Source organism: Micropruina sonneratiae (genome assembly GCF_025972045.1).
GTDB lineage: Bacteria > Actinomycetota > Actinomycetes > Propionibacteriales > Propionibacteriaceae > Micropruina > Micropruina sonneratiae.
This window is the reverse complement of record NZ_JAPDHX010000002.1, coordinates 417,089-436,917: the sequence shown is the minus strand read 5'-3', so window position 1 is coordinate 436,917 and position 19,829 is coordinate 417,089. Positions and strand designations below refer to the sequence as shown.

General features: G+C 69.7%; 19 protein-coding genes and 4 tRNA genes. 20 read left to right on the top strand and 3 right to left on the bottom strand.

Features of this window, described 5'->3' with window-relative positions; genetic code table 11:
- Window positions 1-124: 124 nt before the first annotated feature.
- Window positions 125-196, bottom strand: a tRNA-Val gene (locus tag OIE40_RS07170).
- 145 nt (window positions 197-341) lie between these two features.
- Between OIE40_RS07170 and OIE40_RS07165 the strand changes: the two genes are divergently transcribed.
- The 19 genes from OIE40_RS07165 to OIE40_RS07075 all read left to right on the top strand — a co-directional run bounded on the left by OIE40_RS07165 (window position 342) and on the right by OIE40_RS07075 (window position 17,157).
- Window positions 342-414: transfer RNA gene (locus tag OIE40_RS07165), tRNA-Gly, on the top strand.
- 44 nt (window positions 415-458) lie between these two features.
- Window positions 459-529, top strand: a tRNA-Cys gene (locus OIE40_RS07160).
- A gap of 1 nt (window position 530) precedes the next feature.
- Window positions 531-606 (top strand) — tRNA-Val (locus OIE40_RS07155).
- A 396-nt stretch (window positions 607-1,002) separates the two neighbouring features.
- Window positions 1,003-1,941 carry a LuxR C-terminal-related transcriptional regulator gene (locus tag OIE40_RS07150; protein WP_264701420.1) on the top strand — a complete coding sequence of 313 codons (939 nt, stop codon included), beginning with the start codon at window positions 1,003-1,005 and terminating at the stop codon, window positions 1,939-1,941.
- Window positions 1,942-2,035: 94 nt separating this feature from the next.
- Entirely contained in the window at window positions 2,036-2,752 is a 717-nt protein-coding gene (locus tag OIE40_RS07145) for a class I SAM-dependent methyltransferase (RefSeq protein WP_264701418.1), read from the top strand.
- Between the two features lie 580 nt (window positions 2,753-3,332).
- Window positions 3,333-5,354, top strand: coding sequence for a threonine--tRNA ligase (gene thrS / locus OIE40_RS07140; protein WP_264701416.1), 2,022 nt, complete (start codon window positions 3,333-3,335; stop codon window positions 5,352-5,354).
- 5 nt (window positions 5,355-5,359) lie between these two features.
- Window positions 5,360-5,914 (top strand): HIT family protein, encoded by a 555-nt coding sequence (locus OIE40_RS07135; RefSeq protein WP_264701414.1) that lies wholly within the window; start codon window positions 5,360-5,362, stop codon window positions 5,912-5,914.
- A 142-nt stretch (window positions 5,915-6,056) separates the two neighbouring features.
- Window positions 6,057-6,695 carry a cardiolipin synthase ClsA gene (gene clsA, locus OIE40_RS07130; protein WP_264701412.1) on the top strand — a complete coding sequence of 213 codons (639 nt, stop codon included), beginning with the start codon at window positions 6,057-6,059 and terminating at the stop codon, window positions 6,693-6,695.
- Complete coding sequence (locus OIE40_RS07125) at window positions 6,692-7,492, top strand: DUF881 domain-containing protein (protein ID WP_264701410.1); 801 nt, start codon at window positions 6,692-6,694, stop codon at window positions 7,490-7,492. Before clsA ends, OIE40_RS07125 begins: the two co-directional genes overlap by 4 nt.
- Window positions 7,493-7,505: 13 nt before the next feature.
- Window positions 7,506-7,838 carry a small basic family protein gene (locus tag OIE40_RS07120; RefSeq protein WP_264701408.1) on the top strand — a complete coding sequence of 111 codons (333 nt, stop codon included), beginning with the start codon at window positions 7,506-7,508 and terminating at the stop codon, window positions 7,836-7,838.
- Window positions 7,831-8,703 (top strand): DUF881 domain-containing protein, encoded by an 873-nt coding sequence (locus tag OIE40_RS07115; RefSeq protein ID WP_264701406.1) that lies wholly within the window; start codon window positions 7,831-7,833, stop codon window positions 8,701-8,703. The genes OIE40_RS07120 and OIE40_RS07115 overlap by 8 nt, the downstream gene beginning before the upstream one ends.
- A 112-nt stretch (window positions 8,704-8,815) precedes the next feature.
- Window positions 8,816-9,196, top strand: coding sequence for a glycine cleavage system protein GcvH (gcvH, locus tag OIE40_RS07110; RefSeq protein ID WP_264701405.1), 381 nt, complete (start codon window positions 8,816-8,818; stop codon window positions 9,194-9,196).
- Window positions 9,197-9,278: 82 nt separating this feature from the next.
- Complete coding sequence (locus OIE40_RS07105; protein WP_264701404.1) at window positions 9,279-9,773, top strand: FHA domain-containing protein; 495 nt, start codon at window positions 9,279-9,281, stop codon at window positions 9,771-9,773.
- A gap of 5 nt (window positions 9,774-9,778) precedes the next feature.
- On the top strand, window positions 9,779-10,483 hold the full coding sequence (gene ftsR, locus OIE40_RS07100; RefSeq protein ID WP_264701401.1) for a transcriptional regulator FtsR: 705 nt from the start codon (window positions 9,779-9,781) through the stop codon (window positions 10,481-10,483).
- Window positions 10,484-10,500: 17 nt separating this feature from the next.
- Window positions 10,501-10,983 (top strand): bifunctional nuclease family protein, encoded by a 483-nt coding sequence (locus OIE40_RS07095; protein WP_264701399.1) that lies wholly within the window; start codon window positions 10,501-10,503, stop codon window positions 10,981-10,983.
- 159 nt (window positions 10,984-11,142) lie between these two features.
- A complete protein-coding gene (locus tag OIE40_RS07090) occupies window positions 11,143-11,715 on the top strand; it encodes a MerR family transcriptional regulator (RefSeq protein ID WP_264701397.1) in 573 nt (190 codons plus the stop codon).
- 171 nt (window positions 11,716-11,886) lie between these two features.
- Window positions 11,887-14,739: an aminomethyl-transferring glycine dehydrogenase gene (gcvP, locus tag OIE40_RS07085; RefSeq protein WP_264701395.1), complete on the top strand. Its 2,853-nt coding sequence runs from the start codon at window positions 11,887-11,889 to the stop codon at window positions 14,737-14,739.
- 184 nt (window positions 14,740-14,923) lie between these two features.
- Window positions 14,924-16,003, top strand: coding sequence for a YihY/virulence factor BrkB family protein (locus OIE40_RS07080; RefSeq protein ID WP_264701393.1), 1,080 nt, complete (start codon window positions 14,924-14,926; stop codon window positions 16,001-16,003).
- Window positions 16,004-16,050: 47 nt separating this feature from the next.
- The gene (locus OIE40_RS07075; protein ID WP_264701391.1) at window positions 16,051-17,157 is read left to right on the top strand and encodes a pyridoxal phosphate-dependent aminotransferase; all 1,107 of its coding nucleotides are present in this window, start codon (window positions 16,051-16,053) and stop codon (window positions 17,155-17,157) included.
- A gap of 51 nt (window positions 17,158-17,208) precedes the next feature.
- Here the strand turns inward: OIE40_RS07075 and ybaK are convergent, their stop codons facing one another.
- The gene (gene ybaK / locus OIE40_RS07070; RefSeq protein WP_264701389.1) at window positions 17,209-17,700 is read right to left on the bottom strand and encodes a Cys-tRNA(Pro) deacylase; all 492 of its coding nucleotides are present in this window, start codon (window positions 17,698-17,700) and stop codon (window positions 17,209-17,211) included.
- Window positions 17,701-17,734: 34 nt separating this feature from the next.
- On the opposite strand from ybaK, the gene OIE40_RS07065 reads away from it, so the two are divergent.
- Window positions 17,735-19,231: a pyridoxal phosphate-dependent decarboxylase family protein gene (locus OIE40_RS07065; RefSeq protein ID WP_264701387.1), complete on the top strand. Its 1,497-nt coding sequence runs from the start codon at window positions 17,735-17,737 to the stop codon at window positions 19,229-19,231.
- A 200-nt stretch (window positions 19,232-19,431) separates the two neighbouring features.
- On the opposite strand, the gene OIE40_RS07060 is transcribed toward OIE40_RS07065, so the two are convergent.
- Entirely contained in the window at window positions 19,432-19,803 is a 372-nt protein-coding gene (locus OIE40_RS07060; RefSeq protein WP_264701385.1) for an FKBP-type peptidyl-prolyl cis-trans isomerase, read from the bottom strand.
- Between the last annotated feature and the right edge of the window lie 26 nt (window positions 19,804-19,829).

Genomic DNA, 19,829 nt, shown 5'->3' with positions numbered 1-19,829 from the left:
GTCAGGCGGATAGAGGAGGGGGTGTAGCTCGACGTCGGGCCGGGTGCAGGTCCATCAAGGCCGGCATATGCCGAATCCCGCCCTGATCGATGGTTTCGCACCTAGTCAGAGCGGGATTTGCGGGTGGGCGATACTGGGTTCGAACCAGTGACCTCTTCGGTGTGAACGAAGCGCGCTACCACTGCGCCAATCGCCCGCGGCTGATCACGATACCCGATCTGCAGGGTGCTTCGCACATCGGCGGGCGTGGGCGTCCAGCCGAATGCTCGGTTTGCCTGCCCGGAGTGGGGGTTGTTATGGTTGCATGCGCACCGAGAGCCCGGCAGGGTTCGAGGAAGCACGCGGACGTGGCTCAGTTGGTAGAGCATCACCTTGCCAAGGTGAGGGTCGCGGGTTCGAATCCCGTCGTCCGCTCGGAGAGGGTCTCGTACCTTGCCGCGACGAGGCCGGTTCCCACCGGTGGAGTGGCCGAGAGGCGAGGCAACGGACTGCAAATCCGTGTACACGGGTTCGAATCCCGTCTCCACCTCGGGCGGTTGGCGCAGTTGGTAGCGCGCTTCCCTGACACGGAAGAGGTCATCAGTTCAAGTCTGGTACCGCCCACCAGCAGCACCCCTGGTCAGGGCACCGTCCCTGGCCAGGGATCCACTTCTTGGCTGCCGGCAATCTGACACACCCGGCCCTACCGTCCGCCGCCGGGGAGCAAGCCCGGTCCTGGCCGGCTCCTGACACAGTGACGAACCGCAGGGGACGCTCGTCCTTGACCGGTGTTCGACAGCGAGCCCGCGATCCAGCCGTATCCGGAGCAGGTGTCACGCGAGATCTGGAACGACACCGCCTTCACGCCGCTGCCCCTAGTGCTCGCCTGAGCCGATCCTCATAGGGTCTGCTCAGGTCGTGCCCGAGAGCGACAATCACTGCGTGGAGCAGCAGATCGACCAGGTGCGACTCGCGGACGGTACCCGAGTCGGCTTCGCGGTCGCCGGATCGGGACCACCGCTGATGTGGCTGCCGGGCTGGGTGTCGCATCTCGAGCTCGGCTGGGCGTTCACCCAGGAACGCCGCTTCTACGAAGCGATCGCCGTGGAGCGGACGTTGATCCGCTACGACCGACCGGGGTGCGGCCTGTCCGATCCATGTCCCAGCGCCGATCCGATCGCACTCGAGATGGAGGTGATCAGTGCCGTCGCTGCGGCCGTGGGCGCCGAGTCATTCGACCTCATCGCCACTTCTTTGTCCGTGCCGTTCGCCCTGATCTGGGCCGGTGCTCGGCCAGAGACCGTTCGTCGTCTGGTCCTGTACGGAGGCTGGCTCCGCGGCGACAACCTCGGCCCGCGCGGCGTGCGCGAGCACATTCTCGGCCTCGTGGAGCAGCACTGGGGCTTGGGGTCCGACGTGCTCACCGACATCTTCGCTCCCGATGCCGACGCGGGGTTCCGGGCCGCGTTCGCCCTGTATCAACGCAGATCCTGCGACGCCGCAACGGCGCGCCGGCTGCTCGCTCTCGGCTACGACCTCGACGTCACGGCCGACGCCGCGAAGGTGGTCGCTCCCACGACGGTCATCCACCGCGAGGACGACCGGGCCGTGCCGGTCGCCGAGGGACGACAAGTTGCCGCCGCCATCCAATCCGCCGCCTTCGTCCAGCTACCGGGGCGCTCGCACATCCCGTTCGCCGGTGACAGCCACGCCTTGATCGACTCCATGCGATCCGGGATGGGATTGCCACGATCGCCGGCACGCTTCCGTCCGACACTCACTCGTCGGCAGCTTGAGGTTGCTGCCCTTGTCGCCGAAGGCATGTCCAACCGCCAGATCGCCGAACGTCTGGTGATCACCGAGCGCTCCGCGGAGACGCATGTCGAACGCATCCGCTATCGGCTCGGGTTCCGCAACCGAGCCCAGATCGCTGCCTGGTACGTCACCTCGCACGCCGAATAGCGGTACTTCCACGACTGCCCCGCCCAGCCCGCTGCGCCCAGGATGAGCAGTGTGGACCACCCCGTGCCCCGAGATCGCAGAAGGACCTGACCACATGTCGCTCTACAGTCGCCTGTTCACCCGCTGCTACGACCCGTTCCTTTCGCGGGGCGAGGCCGCCGGGATGCGCGCGATCCGCCACGAGGTGCTGGCGGACGCAGACGGCCGCACGCTCGAGATCGGCGCCGGGACCGGCCTCAACCTGCCGTTCTATCCGTCCACCGTGACGAGTTTGACCCTCACCGATCCCGAAGCGGCGATGATCCGGGCCCTGCAGCGGCGAGCGCGGGGCGGCGAGGGTTGGCTCCGGATCGTCCAAGCACCCGCAGACAGGCTTCCCTTCGCCGACGACTCCTTCGACACGGTCGTCTGCACGCTGGTGATGTGCACGGTCCCAGAGATGGCCGCGACTCTTCGGGAGGTCGACAGGGTGCTTGCCCCCGACGGCCAGATTCTGTTCATCGAACACGTGCGTGCGACCGACGCTCGACAAAGCCGCTGGCAGGACCGGCTGTCCCGGCCCTGGCACGCGATCGGCTACGGCTGCCACTGCAACCGAGACACCGCCGAGGCCATCACCCAAGCCGGGTTCACCAGCGCCACCCTCCGAGCCGAACAATGGTGCGGCATGCCACGAATCCTCCAGCCACTGATCGTCGGCCAGTCCGTACGCCGACCCGACGACAGCGAGTCTGGTCGCCCGGCGACATCAGCGCCGCGCCGGGTACGGCCCGGTCAGCGAGACCCTTCAGCGCCGTCGATGCCGCAGTGAACGTGCCGACCGATCACCGCAGTCGGCTCAGGCTCCCGGAGTGGAGACGCTCACCGCAAAGGCGACCGTCGATCCGGCTCAACCCCGTGAAACGGGTCACCCGCGCTGGTGGGAATCACGTCGATGAAAGTCACCCCCGCGGGGGACAGCTCGCGCTGGCCTTCCTCATGGCGATTCCATAGAGTGCCTGGAAGGGGGAAGGCCAGCGGCCACCGGCAGGGGGGAAACGAAGCCGGGCGGCACTGGCTTACAACGGGAGAAAGCTGCTCTGACAAGGGGCTCAACTTTCCTGATTCTGGCTGAGGCCGGATTCCGACCGGGGGGATCGGAGTCCGGCCTCAGTGGTGTCTGCACGGCCTGCAGCCAACCAGGTCCAGGCGTGTGACGGACGCCGTCGCGTGGCCGCAGAGCGGCAGACCCTCGTTGCCGGTGGGACCCGAGTGAGGAATTCGTGGTGCCGCCGAGCCAGATCGTCGACGGGTGTCGGCACTCGGCCCCGGCACGGCAGGGCGGCTCGGTTGCGGCACAATGGGCCGGGTGTCCAGCGGGGACACTCTCATCCGTGGAAGGAAGTCTCGTCGTGTCTGTCTCCATCACCGTGGTGCGCCCCGATTCGCGCGAAGCCCGGGTGGTCGAGACCGAGACCACCGGGCTCGACCTGTTCGGCGCCGACCGCACCGTCGTCGCGATGCGGGTCAACGGGGATCTGCGTGACCTCAGCCGTGCGCTCGACGCCGGCGACGAGGTCGAGCCGGTCGCCATCGACAGCCCCGACGGGCTGAACATCCTGCGGCACTCCACCGGGCACGTCACGGCGCAGGCCGTCCAGGCGCTCTACCCCGACACCAGGCTGGGCATCGGCCCGTTCATCGCCGACGGCTACTACTACGACTTCGACACCGCACGTCCGTTCACGCCCGAGGACGTCGCCGCGATCGAGAAGCAGATGGGCCAGATCGTGCGCGAGCGGCAGCGGTTCGTCCGCCGCGTGGTCAGCGACGAAGAAGCCCGCGCAGAGCTGGCGTCCGAGCCGTACAAGCTCGAGCTGATCGGCATCAAGGGCGACTCCGGCGAGACCGAAGGCGCCAGCGTCGAGGTGGGCGGCGCCGAGCTGACCATCTACGACAACGTCCGCCGCGACGGCAGCGTCGCCTGGAAGGACCTGTGCCGCGGCCCGCACGTGCCGCACACCGGCTACCTGAACGCCTACGCGCTGATGCGCACCTCCGCGGCCTACTGGCGCGGCGACCAGCGCAACGCGCAACTGCAACGCGTCTACGGCACGTCGTGGCCGACCCGGGACGACCTGAAGGCGTACAAGTTCCGCCTCGAGGAGGCCGCCAAGCGCGACCACCGCAAGCTCGGTGCGGAACTGGACCTGTTCAGCTTCCCCGACGAGATCGGTTCGGGCCTGCCGGTCTTCCACCCCAAGGGCGCGATGATCCGGATGGAGATGGAGGACTACTCCAGGCGCCGGCACGTCGAGGCGGGCTACTCGTTCGTCAACACCCCGCACATCACCAAGGGGCACCTGTTCGAGACCTCGAAGCACCTGGAGTGGTACGCCGACGGCATGTACCCTCCGATGCGGGTCGACGAGGAGCGCGACGAGCAGGGTCACGTGACCAGGCAGGGCGCCGACTACTACCTCAAGCCGATGAACTGCCCGATGCACAACCTGGTCTTCCAGAGCAGGGGACGGTCGTATCGCGAGCTGCCGCTGCGACTGTTCGAGTTCGGCCACGTCTACCGCTACGAGAAGTCGGGCGTGGTGCACGGGCTGACCCGCGCCCGCGGCTTCACCCAGGACGACGCGCACATCTACTGCACCCGTGAGCAGATGAAGGACGAGCTGGCCCGGCTGCTCACCTTTGTCCTCGAACTGCTGCGCGACTACGGGTTGGACGACTTCTACCTGGAGTTGTCCACCCGCAACCCGGACAAGTCCGTCGGCGACGAGCAGACCTGGGAGGACGCCACCCGGGTGCTGGCCGAGGTGGCCGAGGCGTCCGGACTGGAACTGGTGCCCGACCCGGGCGGTGCCGCCTTCTACGGCCCCAAGATCTCCGTCCAGGCCAAGGACGCGATCGGCCGCACCTGGCAGCTGTCAACGATCCAGCTCGACTTCTTCGAACCCGAGCTGTTCGAACTCGAGTACACCGCCGCGGACGGCAGCCGGCAGCGGCCGGTGATGATCCACCGGGCCCTGTTCGGCTCGATCGAGCGGTTCTTCGGCGTGCTGCTCGAGCACTACGCCGGCGCCTTCCCTGCGTGGCTGGCCCCCGTCCAGGTGATCGGCCTGCCGGTCGCCGAGGAGTTCAACGACTACCTGGCCGGCGTGCTCGACCGGCTGCGGGCGCGCGGCGTCCGGGTCGAACTGGACGCCTCGGCCGACCGGTTCGGCAAGAAGATCCGCAACGCGTCCAAGGCCAAGGCGCCGTTCGTGCTGATCGCCGGCGAGGCCGATCGCGACGCCGGTGCGGTGTCGTTCCGCTACCGGGACGGTTCGCAGCGCAACGGCGTCCCGGTGGACGAGGCCCTGCGGCTGATCGTGGGCCACATCGCCGGCCGCAGCAACGCCGACCCGACCGCCGGGAACTGACCGCGGTGGCGTCCGAGCCGGTGGTGGAGTCTCCCGGGGAGCGCCCGGGGGACCCCGACGGCTTCCAGCGGCTCTGGACGCCGCACCGGATGGTCTACATCGGGGGCGAGAACAAGCCCACCGACAGCACCGCCAAGCAGTGCCCGTTCTGCCGGGCTCCGCAGCGAGACGACGCCGACGGCCTGATCGTCCATCGCGGCGTGGCGGCCTACGTGGTGATGAACCTGTACCCGTACTCGCCCGGACACCTGCTCGTGTGCCCCTACCGGCACGTCTCCGACTACACCGACGCCACCCCGGCCGAGGTCGCGGAGATCGCCGGACTGACCCGTCGCGCGATGCGGGTGGTCAGGTCGGTCAGTCACCCGGCCGGGTTCAACCTGGGCATCAACCAGGGCGACGTGGCCGGGGCCGGCATCGCCGCCCACCTGCACCAGCACGTCGTGCCGCGCTGGCCCGGTGACGCGAACTTCCTGCCGGTGGTGGCGCAGACCAAGGCGGTCCCGCAGCTGCTCGACGACACCCGCGCGCTGCTGGCGCAGGCGTGGGACTCCGCCTGAGTTCCGAAGTGCCCGGCCGTGCCTCGGTTTCGCGGCGGCAGACCGGGTGCTCGGGGTGACCGGCCGGCAGTTTTCAGACGGATCGCACCCGGGGCGGTCCGGCCGCCGGGCCGTCCGCGACCCTCAGCACTAGTCTGGGAGCGTGTCAACCGGCGAGCCCTACGACACCGAGCGCATCCTCACCCTCCCCAACGTGCTGAGCTTCGTTCGGCTGCTGGGTGTGCCGTTGTTCCTGTGGTTGCTGCTGGCCCGGCAGTACGACCTGCTCGCCGTGGCGGCCCTGGCCTTCCTTGGCGCCACCGACTGGGTGGACGGCTACCTGGCCCGCAAGTGGAACCAGCGTTCCAAGCTGGGTCAGGTCCTCGACCCGCTGGCCGACCGGCTCTACATCCTCGCGACCCTGATCGGGCTGGCGATGCGCGAGATCATCCCCTGGTGGATGGTGCTGCTGCTGGTCTCGCGTGACGTGCTGATGGCCGCCGTGGTGCTGCCGTTGCTGCGCACCCGTGGGTTCATCACCCTGCCGGTGCATTTCCTCGGCAAGACGGCTACCTTCTGCCTGCTGTACGCCTTCCCGATGGTGCTGCTGGGCGCCAGCGCCGAACCGTGGGGGCTGGCCTTCCGGGTGGTCGGCTGGGCGTTCGCGCTGTGGGGGGCGGCGCTGTACTGGTGTGCCGGCCTGATGTACCTCGGCCAGACCCTCGACGTCCTGCGCAGGTTCCCGCGGGTCGGCCGCGGTGACCGGCCCTCCACCACCGCTGCCGTCACCCGGTCCGGATGAGCCCCCGCACCGCCGTCGGTGCCCGGCGTCCGGACGCCAGCATGGACCTGCTCACCGACCTGTACCGCGACGCCGTCGACCCGGACTACTCGGCTGCCACGACACGGCACCGGCGCTGGTGGCTGGTGGTGCCGGCGACCCTGTTGATCGGGCTGATGCTCGGCACCTCGATCGGCGACACGCTCCGGACGGCGCCGGCCGAGCAGGTCGAACGCGATCAACTCGTCACCCGGATCGAGGACGCCTCCCGCAACGTGGACGCGCTGCGCACCAGGATCGGCGCGCTGCAGCGGGAGAACGCGCGGCTCTCCGACGCCGAGCTGGGCGACGACCCCGAGGCCCGGCTGGTCCAACGACAGCTCGACCTGCTGGCTCCCGCCACGGGCATGCAGGCGGTCACGGGCCCCGGCGTGGTGCTGACCGCCGACGACGCCGAGACCGTGGCCAGGGGCAGCAAGGTGGTCGACGTCGACGTCCGCCAGGCCGTCAACGGACTATGGCTGGCCGGGGCCGAGGCGATCGCGGTGAACGGCCACCGGCTGTCGTCGCGCACGGCCATCCGTGGCGCCGGCGACGCGATCACGGTTGACTACCGGTCGCTCACCCGGCCCTACCGCATCGAGGCGATCGGCGACCCGGACGGGTTGCTGCAACGCTTCCCCGCCACGGCCGGCGGCGCCTGGTGGGCCTACCTCAAGCAGAACTACGGCATTGCCTACGAGCTCTCGTCGGCGGGTAGTCTGCGGCTCGATGCCGATCCCGGCCTGGGCCTCCGCTACGCCGAGCGGATGCCGTGAAGGGGGTGAGTCCGTGTTCGCCATCGTCGGGCTGATCATCGGGATCGCCCTGGGCATCTACCTCGAGCCGACACTGCCGGCCGGCCTACAGCCCTACCTGCCGATCGCGATCGTCGCCGCCCTCGACGCCTTGTTCGGGGGCTTCCGGGCCTACCTGGAGCGCACCTTCGACGACAAGGTGTTCGTCGTGTCCTTCTCGTCCAACGTGCTGATCGCTGCCGTGATCGTCTGGATCGGCGACCAGATCGGGGTGGGCTCGCAGCTCTCCACAGCGGTGGTGGTGGTGCTGGGCATCCGCATCTTCACCAACGCGGCCGCGATCCGACGGGCACTGTTCCATGCCTGAGCCACTGGACGCGCCGGACGAGGGCGAGCGCCGCGACGGCCAACCGGCCGATGCCGGGACGGCGTCCGACGGCGGGGGAGTGACGGATCAGGCCGAGCAGCCGGACGCCCCCCGCCGGGCGATCGTGGACGAGGCGTCCGATCCCGGCACGATCGGCTGGCGGGAGCTGGTCCGCGACTTCGTCAAGCCCGGCCGGGCCCAGGTGGTCTTCGCCGCCATCCTGCTGGTGCTGGGGCTGGCGGTGGCCATGCAGGTCCGCACGCTGGCCTCCGAGACCGACTACTCGACCCTGAGGCACGACGACCTGGTGCAGATGCTCGACGACCTGACCGCCGAGAGCCGGCGGCTCGAGGCCGAGATCGCCGACCTCGAGGCGACCCGGACCCGGCTGCAGAGCGGCGTCGACTCCGAGCGGGTGGCCCGTGAAGAGGCCCAGCGGCGGCTCGACGTGCTGGCCATCCTGGGCGGCACGGCGCCCGCCCAGGGCCAGGGGGTGCGGATCACCATCAACGACCCGCAGCGCAAGGTCACCGCCGAGTTGCTGCTGAACACCATCGAGGAGCTGCGCGACGCGGGGGCCGAGGTGATGGCGATCAACGGCACCGTGCGGGTCGTCGCCTCCACCTGGTTCAGCTCCGACGCGCAGGGGCTGCTGGCCGCGGGGCAGCGGATCAGCCGCCCGATCATCATCGAGGTGATCGGTGACCCGCACGCCCTCACCGAGGCGGTCAGGTTCAGTGGAGGGCTGGTCAGCGAGGTCGAGGACGACCGGATCGGCGGCACCGTCACCGTCGTCAGCGACGACAAGGTGACGATCACCGCCGTGGTCGCGGCGCCCGACAATCGCTACGCCAAACCCGCCTGACCGACTGCCGCCCGGTTTTGTTCCCGGTCGTGAGGGGATGGCGATGTGGGTAGTGTGTGCGCAGGATGCCGCGGCATCCGACCAACCCGTTTCACGGCCAAGGAGTCACGCTGTGTATCCCGAGGATCTGAAGTACACCGACAAGCACGAGTGGGTACGCACCGGGAACGGTTCGACCGTTCGCGTCGGGATCACGTCGTATGCGGCCGACGCGCTGGGCGACGTCGTCTACGTGTCCTTGCCCCAGGTCGGCGAAGAGGTCGCCAAGGACGATGCCTGCGTCGAGGTCGAGTCGACCAAGAGCGTCTCGGACGTCTTCTCGCCCGCCTCCGGGGTGATCACGTCGGTCAACGAGATGCTCACCAGCACTCCCGAGGTGATCAACTCCGATCCGTACGGGGACGGGTGGATGTTCGAGTTGGAGATCAACGATCCCTCCGAGCTCGACGAGGCGATGGACGCCGACGCGTACGCCGAAGTGGCCGAGCAGTAGCCAACCGTCAACCTCTGGCTTAGCCTGAAGCCCTCCACCCTTCCCCTAGCCATCACCGCGTTCGTGCAGAAAGGCCTGGACGATGATCAAGTGCCCCGCCTGTGGACACGACAACGCTGACACGAACAATTTCTGTGCCAACTGCGGGACGTCGCTGGCGAAGGTGACCGGGGACACCACGCGGGTGGGCCTGCCGGTCGATGCTACCAGCCCCGAGGACTCGCTGATCGACGACCTGAGCGCCGAGGACCAGAGCGCGATCTCGCAACTCCCGCCCAACTCGGCGCTGCTGATCGTGCGTCAGGGGCCGGCTGCCGGTGCCCGTTTCCTGGTCAACTCCGACGTGACCACCGCCGGACGGCACCCGCGCTGCGACATCTTCCTCGACGACATCACGGTGTCGCGCAACCACGCCCGGCTGACCAGGCGCGACGGGCACATCTGGGTCGAGGACGAGAACAGCCTCAACGGCACGTACGTGAACAAGGCCCTGATCGATGGACCGGTGGCGCTGCGGCGCGGGGACGAGGTGCAGATCGGCAAGTTCCGGATGCTCTTCTTCAACCACCCGGGATGAGCTGAATGGCTTACGGACTGCGCAGCATCGGTCAGGTCCTCTCGGTCCTGAAGGGAGACTTCCCCGACGTCTCCATCTCGAAGATCCGCTTCCTGGAGAGTGAGGGGCTGATCTCGCCCGAGCGGGCCCCGTCGGGCTACCGCCGTTATGCCGAGTCCGATATCGCGCGGCTGCGCTACATCCTCACCGTGCAGAAGTCGCACTACCTGCCGCTGAAGGTCATCCGCGAACATCTGGAGGCGATGGACCGGGGCGAGGAACCGCCGCGGCTCGAGCCGCTGACCGGTGCGGCCGCCGTCACCGAGGTGCCCTCGGTGACCGCGGGCAACGGCAACGGCCCGCAGCCGCGCAGTTCGAAGCGCCCGATCCGCATCACCCGGCGTGAGCTGCTCGAACTCAGCGGGCTGTCCGAGGGAAGCCTCGCCGAGCTCGAGCGGCACGCGCTGGTCAACCCCCGCCGGGGCACCGTCTACTACGGCCGGGATGCGTTGACGGTGGCCGTCGCGGCGCGCAAGCTCGCCGCCTACGGCATGGACGCCCGGCATCTGCGCGTGGTGAAGCAGGCCGCCGAGCGCGAGGTCGGGCTGATCGAGCAGGCGATCGCACCGCATCTGCGGCGCAGCCAGTCGCCGCATCAACTGGCGCAGGAGGTCACCCAGATCGTCATGCACGCCCACGCCGCCATCATGCGGTCGACGATGCCCCAGTAGTGCCCAGGAGGTGAGCGGTGCGTGAGTTGACGGTGGTCGAAGTGCGGCTGGATGCCGAGCAGGGCTCGCCGGTGCTGATCCTCAAGGAGACCGGGGGAGAACGTCAGGTGGCGATCTGGATGACCGCCGCCGGGGCGTCCGCCATTCTGGGGGCGCTGCAGGACGCCGATGAGGACCACCCGTCGAGCCACGAGTTGATCCTGTCGATCGTGCGGCATCTGGGCGGCGAGGTCTCCGTGGCGCACATCGTCGGGCACCAGGAGGGCGTGTTCTACGCCGAGTTGATCATCGACGGGCGTCCGGTCGCCGCCCGGCCCTCGGACGCGATCGCCGTCGCGCTGCGGGCGGGTGTGCCGATCAAGATCGCCCAGGGGGTACTGGACGCGGTGGGGGTCGTCCCGACCGCGGACCAGGAGGAGGCGGAGGCTCCCAACGAGGACCAGGTGGAGCAGTTCCGGCAGTTCCTCGACTCGGTGAACCCCGACGACTTCGAGCCCTGAGAGCGAATGACAACCCTGAGGTTCAGGTGGAGGGTTGGTAGGCTGGGGCGATCCGCCGCGGCGTGTCGTTGACCGTCTGGCTCCAGCGCGCCTAGCGTCGTGGGGGTCAGGCGTCCGGTGCTCGCGGCCGGCCGCACCACAGCAGCGAAGGCGGATGACGTGAACGGACCGGACGAGGCGGCGGAACATCCTGCGGATACCCAGGGCCTGCTCTTCGACGGTGACTTCTCGCCGATGCCCGAAGACCTGGGGTTCCGCGGCCCGGTGGCCTGCGGCGCCGCAGAGATCACCTACCGCCAGCTCGACTACTGGGCCCGGACCGGCCTGGTGGTGCCGGAGATCCGTCCCGCCGGCGGCTCGGGCACCCAGCGGCTCTACAGTTTCCGCGACATCCTGCTGCTGAAGGTCATCAAGCGGCTGATCGACGCCGGCATCTCGCTGCAGCAGATCCGCACCGCCATCGACCACCTCCGCGCCCGCGGCGTCCAGGACCTCACCCAGGTCACGCTGATGAGCGACGGGGTGTCGGTCTACGAGTGCACCTCCGACGACGAGGTGATCGACCTGCTGCGCGGCGGCCAGGGCATGTTCGGCATCGCACTGGGCGGGGTGTGGCGCGACATCGAGGGCAGCCTGTCCGCACTCCCCAGCGAACGGGCCCACGAGGAGCAGCAGCCCCTGCTGACCGACGACGAACTCTCCAAGCGTCGCCGGGCCCGCGCCGCCGGCTGACCGGCCCTCCGGCCGCCCGCGATCGTCGCACCGGACGCCCCGCTCGCTGACATCGGGCCGCCGGCACCTGCGCGTCGCCCGGGCCCGCCGAAGGTGAACCGCAACGGGCGCTGGGATAGCGTGGCCCCGGGCGATTCGGACGCCCGCAGTGAGCCACAGGAGAGCGAGCGCATGGGTTCCTTCACCCTTCGTCATATCGGTGCAGTCGGCGGGGATCGGGAGGCCCTGCTGAGGGCGGTCGGTTACGACAGTCTGGACGCCTTGAGCGCCGCGGCCGTGCCCGCCGGCATCCTGCAACGAGCCGCGCTGGACCTGCCGCCGGCACTGGACGAGGCGGCCGCGGCCGCCGAGCTGGCCGCCTTCGCCGCCGCCAACAATCCGCGCCGGGCGATGATCGGACTCGGCTACCACGGCACCATCACCCCCGCGGTGATCCGCCGCAACGTGCTGGAGAATCCTGCCTGGTACACCGCCTACACGCCCTACCAGCCCGAGATCAGCCAGGGCCGGCTGGAGGCGCTGCTCAACTTCCAGACGATGGTCAGCGACCTCACCGGACTACCCACCGCCGGGGCCAGCCTGCTCGATGAGGGCACTGCCGTCGCCGAGGCGATGGCGCTGGCCCGCCGGGTGACCCGCAAGGGGTCGGTCTTCCTGGTCGACGCCCAGGTGCTGCCCCAGACGCTGGCCGTGGTGCGCACCCGCGCGCTGGCCACCGGTGTCGACGTGGTCGTGGTGGACGGCGACCTGGTCGAGGCGCTGCAGACGCACGAGGCCTTCGCGATCGTCGTGCAGGTGCCGGGCGTCGACGGCGGCCTGCGGACACCCGACGAACTGCGCGCCCTGGCTGCTACCGCCCACGACAACAACGCCACCGTGATCGCCGCCGCCGACCTGCTGGCGCTGACCCTGCTCACCGCGCCGGGGGAGTGGGGCGCGGACGTGGCGGTGGGCAGCACCCAGCGGTTCGGCGTCCCGCTGTTCTACGGCGGCCCGCACGCCGCCTACATCGCGGTGCGCGACGGCATGGAACGACAGCTGCCCGGACGGCTGGTCGGCCTGTCGGTGGACGCCGACGGCACCCCGGCGCTGCGACTGGCCCTGCAGACCCGTGAGCAGCACATCCGCCGTGACCGGGCCACCTCGAACATCTGCACCGCCCAGGTGCTGCTGGCCGTGGTGGCGTCCATGTACGCGGTCTACCACGGCCCGCAGGGCCTGCGGGCGATCGCCGATGGCGTCCACGACAAGGCGCGCCGCCTCGCCGCCGCGCTCGAGGGGCACGGGGAACTCACCAGCGGCTCGTTCTTCGACACGCTCACCGTGCGGGTGCCCGGCCGGGCCACGGACGTCGTGGACGCCGCGGCGGCCGGCGGCGTCCAGCTGCGCCTGGTCGATGACGACACCGTGGGGGTCAGTGTGGGCGAGGACGCCACCGAGACCGACCTGGCCGCGGTCGCCGAGGCGTTCGGCGCGGCCCCGCCCACCGACGCCGGCGCCGGCGACCTGGCCGGCCACGTCCGCGAGGTCGACTACCTGACGCACCCGGTCTTCAACAGTCGGCACAGCGAGACCGAGATGCTGCGCTACCTCAGGGGCCTGGCCGACCGGGATTTCGCGCTCGACCGCGGCATGATCCCGCTCGGCTCGTGCACGATGAAGCTGAACCCGACCACGTCGATGGAGGCGATCAGCCTGCCCGGGTTCGCCAACCTGCACCCGTTCGCGCCGGCCGCCGACGCGCAGGGCTACCTGGCGATGATCACCCGGTTGTGCGACGCGCTGGCCGAGATCACCGGCTATGACCGGGTCTCGGTGCAGCCCAACGCCGGCAGCCAGGGCGAGTTCGCCGGCCTGATGGCGATCAGGTCGTACCACCTGGCCAACGGCGACGAGCAGCGCACGGTCTGTCTCATCCCGGCCTCGGCGCACGGCACGAATGCGGCCTCGGCGGTGATGGCCGGCATGAAGGTCGTGGTGGTGAAGACCGCCGACGACGGCTCGGTTGACCTGGCCGACCTGCGGGCGAAGATCGCCGCCAACGCCGACACCCTGGCCGCGATCATGGTCACCTATCCCTCCACGCACGGCGTCTACGAGGACACCATCACCGACCTGTGCGCGCTGGTGCACGACGCCGGAGGCCAGGTGTACGTCGACGGTGCGAACCTGAACGCTCTGCTCGGTCTGGCCAGGCCGGGCAGGTTCGGCGCCGACGTCAGCCACCTCAACCTGCACAAGACGTTCGCAATCCCACACGGCGGCGGCGGCCCGGGGGTCGGGCCGGTCGCCGTGCGCGAGCACCTGGCGCCCTACCTGCCCTCGCATCCGCTGCTGGCCGAGGCCGGCCCGGCGACGTCCTACGGCCCGGTCAGCGCGGCACCATTCGGCTCGGCCGGTGTGCTGCCGATCAGCTACGCCTTCATCGCGATGCTGGGGGCGGACGGCCTGCGCGAGTCCGGGCAGGCGGCGGTGCTGGCCGCAAACTACGTCGCCAGGCGCTTGGCGGAGCACTATCCGATCCTCTACACCGGCGCCAACGGGCTGGTCGCCCACGAATGCATCGTGGACCTGCGCCCGCTGACCAAGGCGACCGGGGTGACCGTGGACGACGTCGCGAAACGCCTGATCGACTACGGCTTCCACGCCCCGACGATGAGCTTCCCGGTCTCCGGCACGCTGATGATCGAGCCCACCGAATCGGAGTCGAAGGCCGAGCTGGACCGGTTCTGCGACGCGATGATCGCGATCCGGGCCGAGGCGGACGCCGTCGCCTCCGGTGAGTGGCCGGCCGACGACAATCCGCTGCACAACGCCCCGCACACCCCGGCGCGGGTGCTGGCCGACGAGTGGGCACACCCCTACCCGCGCAGCCTGGCCGCACGTCCCGGCGGGCAACGCCTGGGCAGCCTCGGGACCGGCGCCACGGACAAGTACTGGCCCGCCAGCGCCCGCATCGACGGCGTGTTCGGCGACCGCAACCTGGTCTGCTCGTGCCCACCGGTGGAGAGCTACGCCGACTGACCTGAAATGGGGACGGTTCCTTTTCAGGCCATTCTCAGGGATCACGAACCACGAGGTCTGGCCTGAAAAGGAATCGTCCCCATTTCAGGCCACCGGACGTGATCGGGTGCCACACGTTCAGGTGTGCGACGCCGGGAGTCCGTCCGGCTAGGCTGAACGCGCCCGCTTGACGAAGGGACGGCCCATGCCGCAGTGGCTCGAGAAGCTGAAGGACAAGCCGTGGATCGCTCACCTGCTGCGGATGCAGGAGCGGTTCACCGCACGGCTCGGCAACCAGTTCGCGGCCGCCATGTCGTACTTCTCGGTGCTGTCGCTGGTGCCGATCCTGATGTTCGGGTTCTCGATGCTCGGCCTGACTCTGACCGTGCTCCGTCCGGACCTGCTCGAGTGGGTGCGCCAACTGATCACGTCGCAGTTCAAGGGCAACAACCTGGGCGACCAGATCAACGTGATCGTCGAGCAGGCACTGAACTCGTGGGCGACCCTGGGCATCATCTCGCTGCTGATCTTCACCTGGTCGGGCGCTGCCTGGGTGGCGAACCTGAAGAGCGCCGTCCGGACGGTGATGCGCGCCGACCTGGACGTCACCGAGAAGAAATCCAACATCGTCGTAGAGACGCTTATCAACCTGGGCACCCTGATCGTGATGCTGGTCTCCATCCTGGTGATCTTCATGCTCTCGTCGGTGGCCACCTATCTCTCCAGCGCGGTGCTGTCCTGGCTGCAGTGGCCCGAAAGTTTGGGCACCAGCCTGCTGATCAGCCTTGCGCCGATCCCGGTGTCCTGGCTGGTCGGCTTCTGCCTGTTCTCGTTCCTGTTCAAGATGTTCGCCGAGCAGCGGTTGCAGCGTCGGGTGTGGATCACCGGCGCCGCCATGGGTTCGCTGGGCCTCGGACTACTGCAGTACCTGGCTTCCTACATCACCGGTCTGTTCTCCGGCAACGCCGCCGCGCGGGTGTTCGGCCCGGTCATCGTGCTGCTGCTGTTCTTCAATCTGTTCGCCACCCTGATCCTGATGATCGCCGCCTGGATGGCGACCGCGCAGACCGAGCCGGTCTACCGCTCGCCGTTGGTCCGGGACGTCCCCGACGCCCCCGCCGAACTGGACGAGCCGGTGCCGATGGTGCGGCAGGCGGTCGCCGAGAAGGCCATGAAGGCGGGCCTGGGTGCCGGTTGGGTGCTGGGAGCCGCCACGGGGGTGGGGCTGGGCGCGATCATCGCGGGCGTCACGTCCTGGCTCGGACGCCTGCTGCGCCGGCCGTGACCGGGCGGAGGCCGTCGGCACGTGGCGGGGTCGAACCCTTCCACGTGATGGAGGTGCTCAAGGCCGTCGCCGCCCGGCGGCGCAGCCACGACGACGTGATCCTGCTGTGCGTCGGCCAGCCGGCGACGCCCGCCCCGTCCCCGGTGCTGGCGGCGGCGGAGCAGGCGCTGCGCAGTGACGTGCTCGGCTACACCGAGGCGGTGGGCACCCTGGCGTTCCGCACCGCGATCGCCGGGCACTACCGCGACCAGTACGACCTGCGGGTCACGCCCGACGAGATCGTGGTGACCACCGGGTCCTCCGGCGGCTTCCTGCTCGCCCTGCTCGCCGCCTTCGACCCCGGTGACCTGGTCGCCATCACCCGGCCCGGCTACCCGGCCTACCGCAACGACATCGTCGCCACCGGCTGCCGGCTGCTCGAACTCGACTGCGGCCCGGCTACCCGCTACCAGCCCACCGTCGCCATGCTCGAGGCCCTGGACGAGAAACCCGCCGGCCTGGTGATCGCCAGCCCGGCCAACCCGACCGGCACCATCATCGGGTCCGACGAACTCGGCGCGATCAGCGCCTGGTGCGCTGACAACGGCGTCCTGCTGATCAGCGACGAGATCTATCACGGGATCAGTGTCGAGCGATCGACCCCGTCGGCCTGGGGGTTCAATCGGGATTCGGTCGTGGTGGGTTCGCTGTCGAAGTACCAGTCGATGACCGGCTGGCGAGTGGGCTGGCTGCTGCTGCCCGAGGCGTTGCGGCGTCCGGTCGAGTTGCTGCAGGGCAACCTGGCGATCTGCGCCCCGGCGATCTCGCAGGCCGCCGGGGTGGCGGCCTTCGGGCCGGACGCCAGGGCCGAACTCGACGGCCACGTCCGGCGCTACGCCGCCAACCGTGACATTCTGCTGGCCCGGCTGCCCGAACTGGGCATCACCAGCTTCGCCCCGCCCGACGGCGCCTTCTACGCCTGGTGCGACATCGGCCACCTGACCGACGACTCGCAGCAATGGTGCGCCGACGTGCTGGCCGCGACCGGCGTGGCGCTCACCCCCGGCATCGATTTCGACCCGATCGAGGGGCACCGCTTCATGCGGCTGTCGTTCTGCGGCACCGGTGCCGAGATCACCGAGGGCATCAACCGGCTGGTGGCGCACCTGGGCTGACCAGTAGGCCGGCGGGGGCGGACGCCGGCGGCGTCCCGGGCGTGGACGCCGTCAGCGCGCGATGTCTGCCCAGGTGCCGCCGGTGACGGCGACCAGGTCGGCGGGGGACAGCTCGGCCTGCAGCCCGCGCTTGCCGGCCGACACGTAGATCGTGTCGAAAAGCTGCGCGGTCTCGTCGACTACCGTGGGCAGGGGAGTCCGCTGGGCGATCGGCGAGATGCCGCCGATCACGTAGCCCGACGATCGCGCCGCGTCGGTCGGCTTGGCCATGGCGGCCCGTTTGGCGCCCAGCGCCGCGGCGAAGGCCTTCAGGTCGAGCTGGCCGGCGACTGGCACGACGCCGACGGCCAGCTCCTGGCGTCCGTGGCCGACGTCGACCACCAGAGTCTTGAAGATGCGCAGCTCGTCGACGCCCAGCTCCCTGGCGGCTTCGGCGCCGAAGTCGCGGGTGTCGTCGTGATGGGTGTAGGGGTGCAGGGTGAACGCGATGCCCGCGGCGTCCAGCGCTTCGGTGGCGGGCGTCCCGCCCGCATGCTTGGCCACGGCTCCACCGTAGCCGGGGGACTAGGTTGATCTCGTGCAGGCTGAGGAGTTCCGCGAGTACGGCCACCGACTGATCGACTGGATCATCGACTACCACGGCAGGCTCGGCGATCTTCCGGTGCAGGCGCAGGTCGCCCCGGGCGAGGTCGCGGCGAAACTGCCCGAGCACCCCGGCGAACCGGACGGTTTCGACGCGCTGCTCGCCGACCTCGACGACGTCGTCGTCCCGGGCCTCACCAACTGGCAACACCCCGGCTTCTTCGCCTGGTTCCCGGCCAACACCGGCTATCCGGCGATCCTCGCCGAACTGGTGTCGGCCGGCCTGGGCGTGCAGGGCATGAGCTGGGCCAGCAGCCCAGCGGTCACCGAGGTGGAGACCCGGATGATGGACTGGATGGCCGACCTGCTCGGCCTGCCGGACGCCGTCCGCTCCACCAGCGCCACCGGCGGCGGCGTCATCCAGGGCTCGGCCAGCGAAGCCACCCTGACCTCGATCCTGGCCGCGCGGTGGCGGGCCACACAGGGAGCGGTGAACGCCGACGGCGACACCACCAAGCTGGTGGCATATGCCACCTCGCAAGCCCATTCGTCGATCGAGAAGGGCCTGCGGATCGCCGGCGTCGGCACCGCCAACCTGCGGGTCGTGCCGCACGACGAGGACTTCGCGATGCGGCCGGACGCGCTGGCCGAGCTGATCGCCGCCGACCGGGCCGCCGGCCTGGTGCCGTTCTGGGTGTGCGCCACGATCGGCACCACCAACACGTTGGCGATCGACCCGGTGCGCACCGTGGGCGAGATCGCCAAGCGGGAGAACCTGTGGCTGCACGTGGACGCTGCGATGGCCGGCATCGCCACCCTGTGCCCCGAACTGCGGTGGCTCAACGAAGGGCTCGAACTGGCCGACAGCTACGGCACGAACCCGCACAAGTGGATGGGTGTCACCTTCGACTGCAACCTGTTCTACACCGCTGACCGGGCGAGCCTGCTGGGGGCGTTGAGCATCCTGCCCGAGTACCTGCGCACGGCGGCGGCCGAGTCGGGGGCCGTGATCGACTACCGCGACTGGCAGGTGCCGCTGGGCCGCCGGTTCCGGGCGCTGAAGCTCTGGTTCACGCTGCGCACCGACGGCGTCGCCCCGGCGCAGCAGATGATCCGCGACCATGTCGCCTGGACCCAGGAACTGGCCGGCTGGGTGGTTGCCGACGACCGCTTCGAGATAGTGGCGCCGCATCCGCTGAACCTGCTGTGCCTGGCGCTGACGGCCGGCGACGCGGCGACGGCGGAGCTGGTGGAGCAGGCCAACGCCTCCGGCCGGATGATGGTCACCCGCACCGTGCTCGACGGCAGGACGGCCCTACGGTTCTCCGTCGGCGCCCGCAACACCCGGCTGGCCGACGTCCGGGCCGGTTGGGAACTGCTCCAACGGCTCGCGCCACCACGGCCCGGGCAGCAGTCCGGCGACGAAACCGAGCAGGATCGCCGGACCGTGGTTGTCGCCGAGGACGGCCAGGACGACGCCGAGCACCGGTAGCACGATCAGCAACGGGTTGAGGCGGCGGTGCGGCAGCACGGCGCGGGCGGCCATCAGCGCCACCAGCAGCCACGTCGCGACGGCGCGCCACAGTGCGTGGCCATGGGCCGGACGCCACAGCCGGCAGGAGACCAGCCCGCCGATCGCCGCCACCATGGCGGCGATCAGCAGTGCCGCGGTCATCGCCGCCCGGCGTGGGCTCAGCGGACGCCGAGCAGGTCGACGACGAAGATCAGGGTCTCGCCCGGCTTGATCACGCCGCCGGCGCCACGGTCGCCGTAGCCGAGATGCGGCGGGATCACCAACTGGCGGCGGCCACCGACCTTCATGCCGAGCAGCCCGCGGTCCCAGCCTGCGATGACCTGGCCGATGCCGACCTTGAACTGCAGCGGCTCACCGCGGTTGTACGAGGCGTCGAACTCCTCGCCGCTGGAGTGCGACACCCCCACGTAGTGCGCGATCACCGTGCTGCCGGCCACCGCCTCCTCACCGGTACCGACGACGATGTCCTCGACCACCAGGTCGTCAGGGGCTTCGCCGGGAAAGTCGATCTCGGGCTTCTCACTAGTCATGCCTCCACCCTTGCACGCCCGGCAAC

Excerpts from the sequence above, each read along its gene's own strand:
- OIE40_RS07150 (WP_264701420.1), top strand. The coding sequence starts at position 1,003 with ATGTGGCTGCCGGGCTGGGTGTCGCATCTCGAGCTCGGCTGGGCGTTC.
- OIE40_RS07145 (WP_264701418.1), top strand. The coding sequence starts at position 2,036 with ATGTCGCTCTACAGTCGCCTGTTCACCCGCTGCTACGACCCGTTCCTT.
- OIE40_RS07125 (WP_264701410.1), top strand. The coding sequence starts at position 6,692 with ATGAGCCCCCGCACCGCCGTCGGTGCCCGGCGTCCGGACGCCAGCATG.
- OIE40_RS07115 (WP_264701406.1), top strand. The coding sequence starts at position 7,831 with ATGCCTGAGCCACTGGACGCGCCGGACGAGGGCGAGCGCCGCGACGGC.
- OIE40_RS07105 (WP_264701404.1), top strand. The coding sequence starts at position 9,279 with ATGATCAAGTGCCCCGCCTGTGGACACGACAACGCTGACACGAACAAT.
- ftsR (WP_264701401.1), top strand. The coding sequence starts at position 9,779 with ATGGCTTACGGACTGCGCAGCATCGGTCAGGTCCTCTCGGTCCTGAAG.
- gcvP (WP_264701395.1), top strand. The coding sequence starts at position 11,887 with ATGGGTTCCTTCACCCTTCGTCATATCGGTGCAGTCGGCGGGGATCGG.
- OIE40_RS07080 (WP_264701393.1), top strand. The coding sequence starts at position 14,924 with ATGCCGCAGTGGCTCGAGAAGCTGAAGGACAAGCCGTGGATCGCTCAC.
- OIE40_RS07075 (WP_264701391.1), top strand. The coding sequence starts at position 16,051 with ATGGAGGTGCTCAAGGCCGTCGCCGCCCGGCGGCGCAGCCACGACGAC.
- OIE40_RS07060 (WP_264701385.1), bottom strand. The coding sequence starts at position 19,803 with ATGACTAGTGAGAAGCCCGAGATCGACTTTCCCGGCGAAGCCCCTGAC.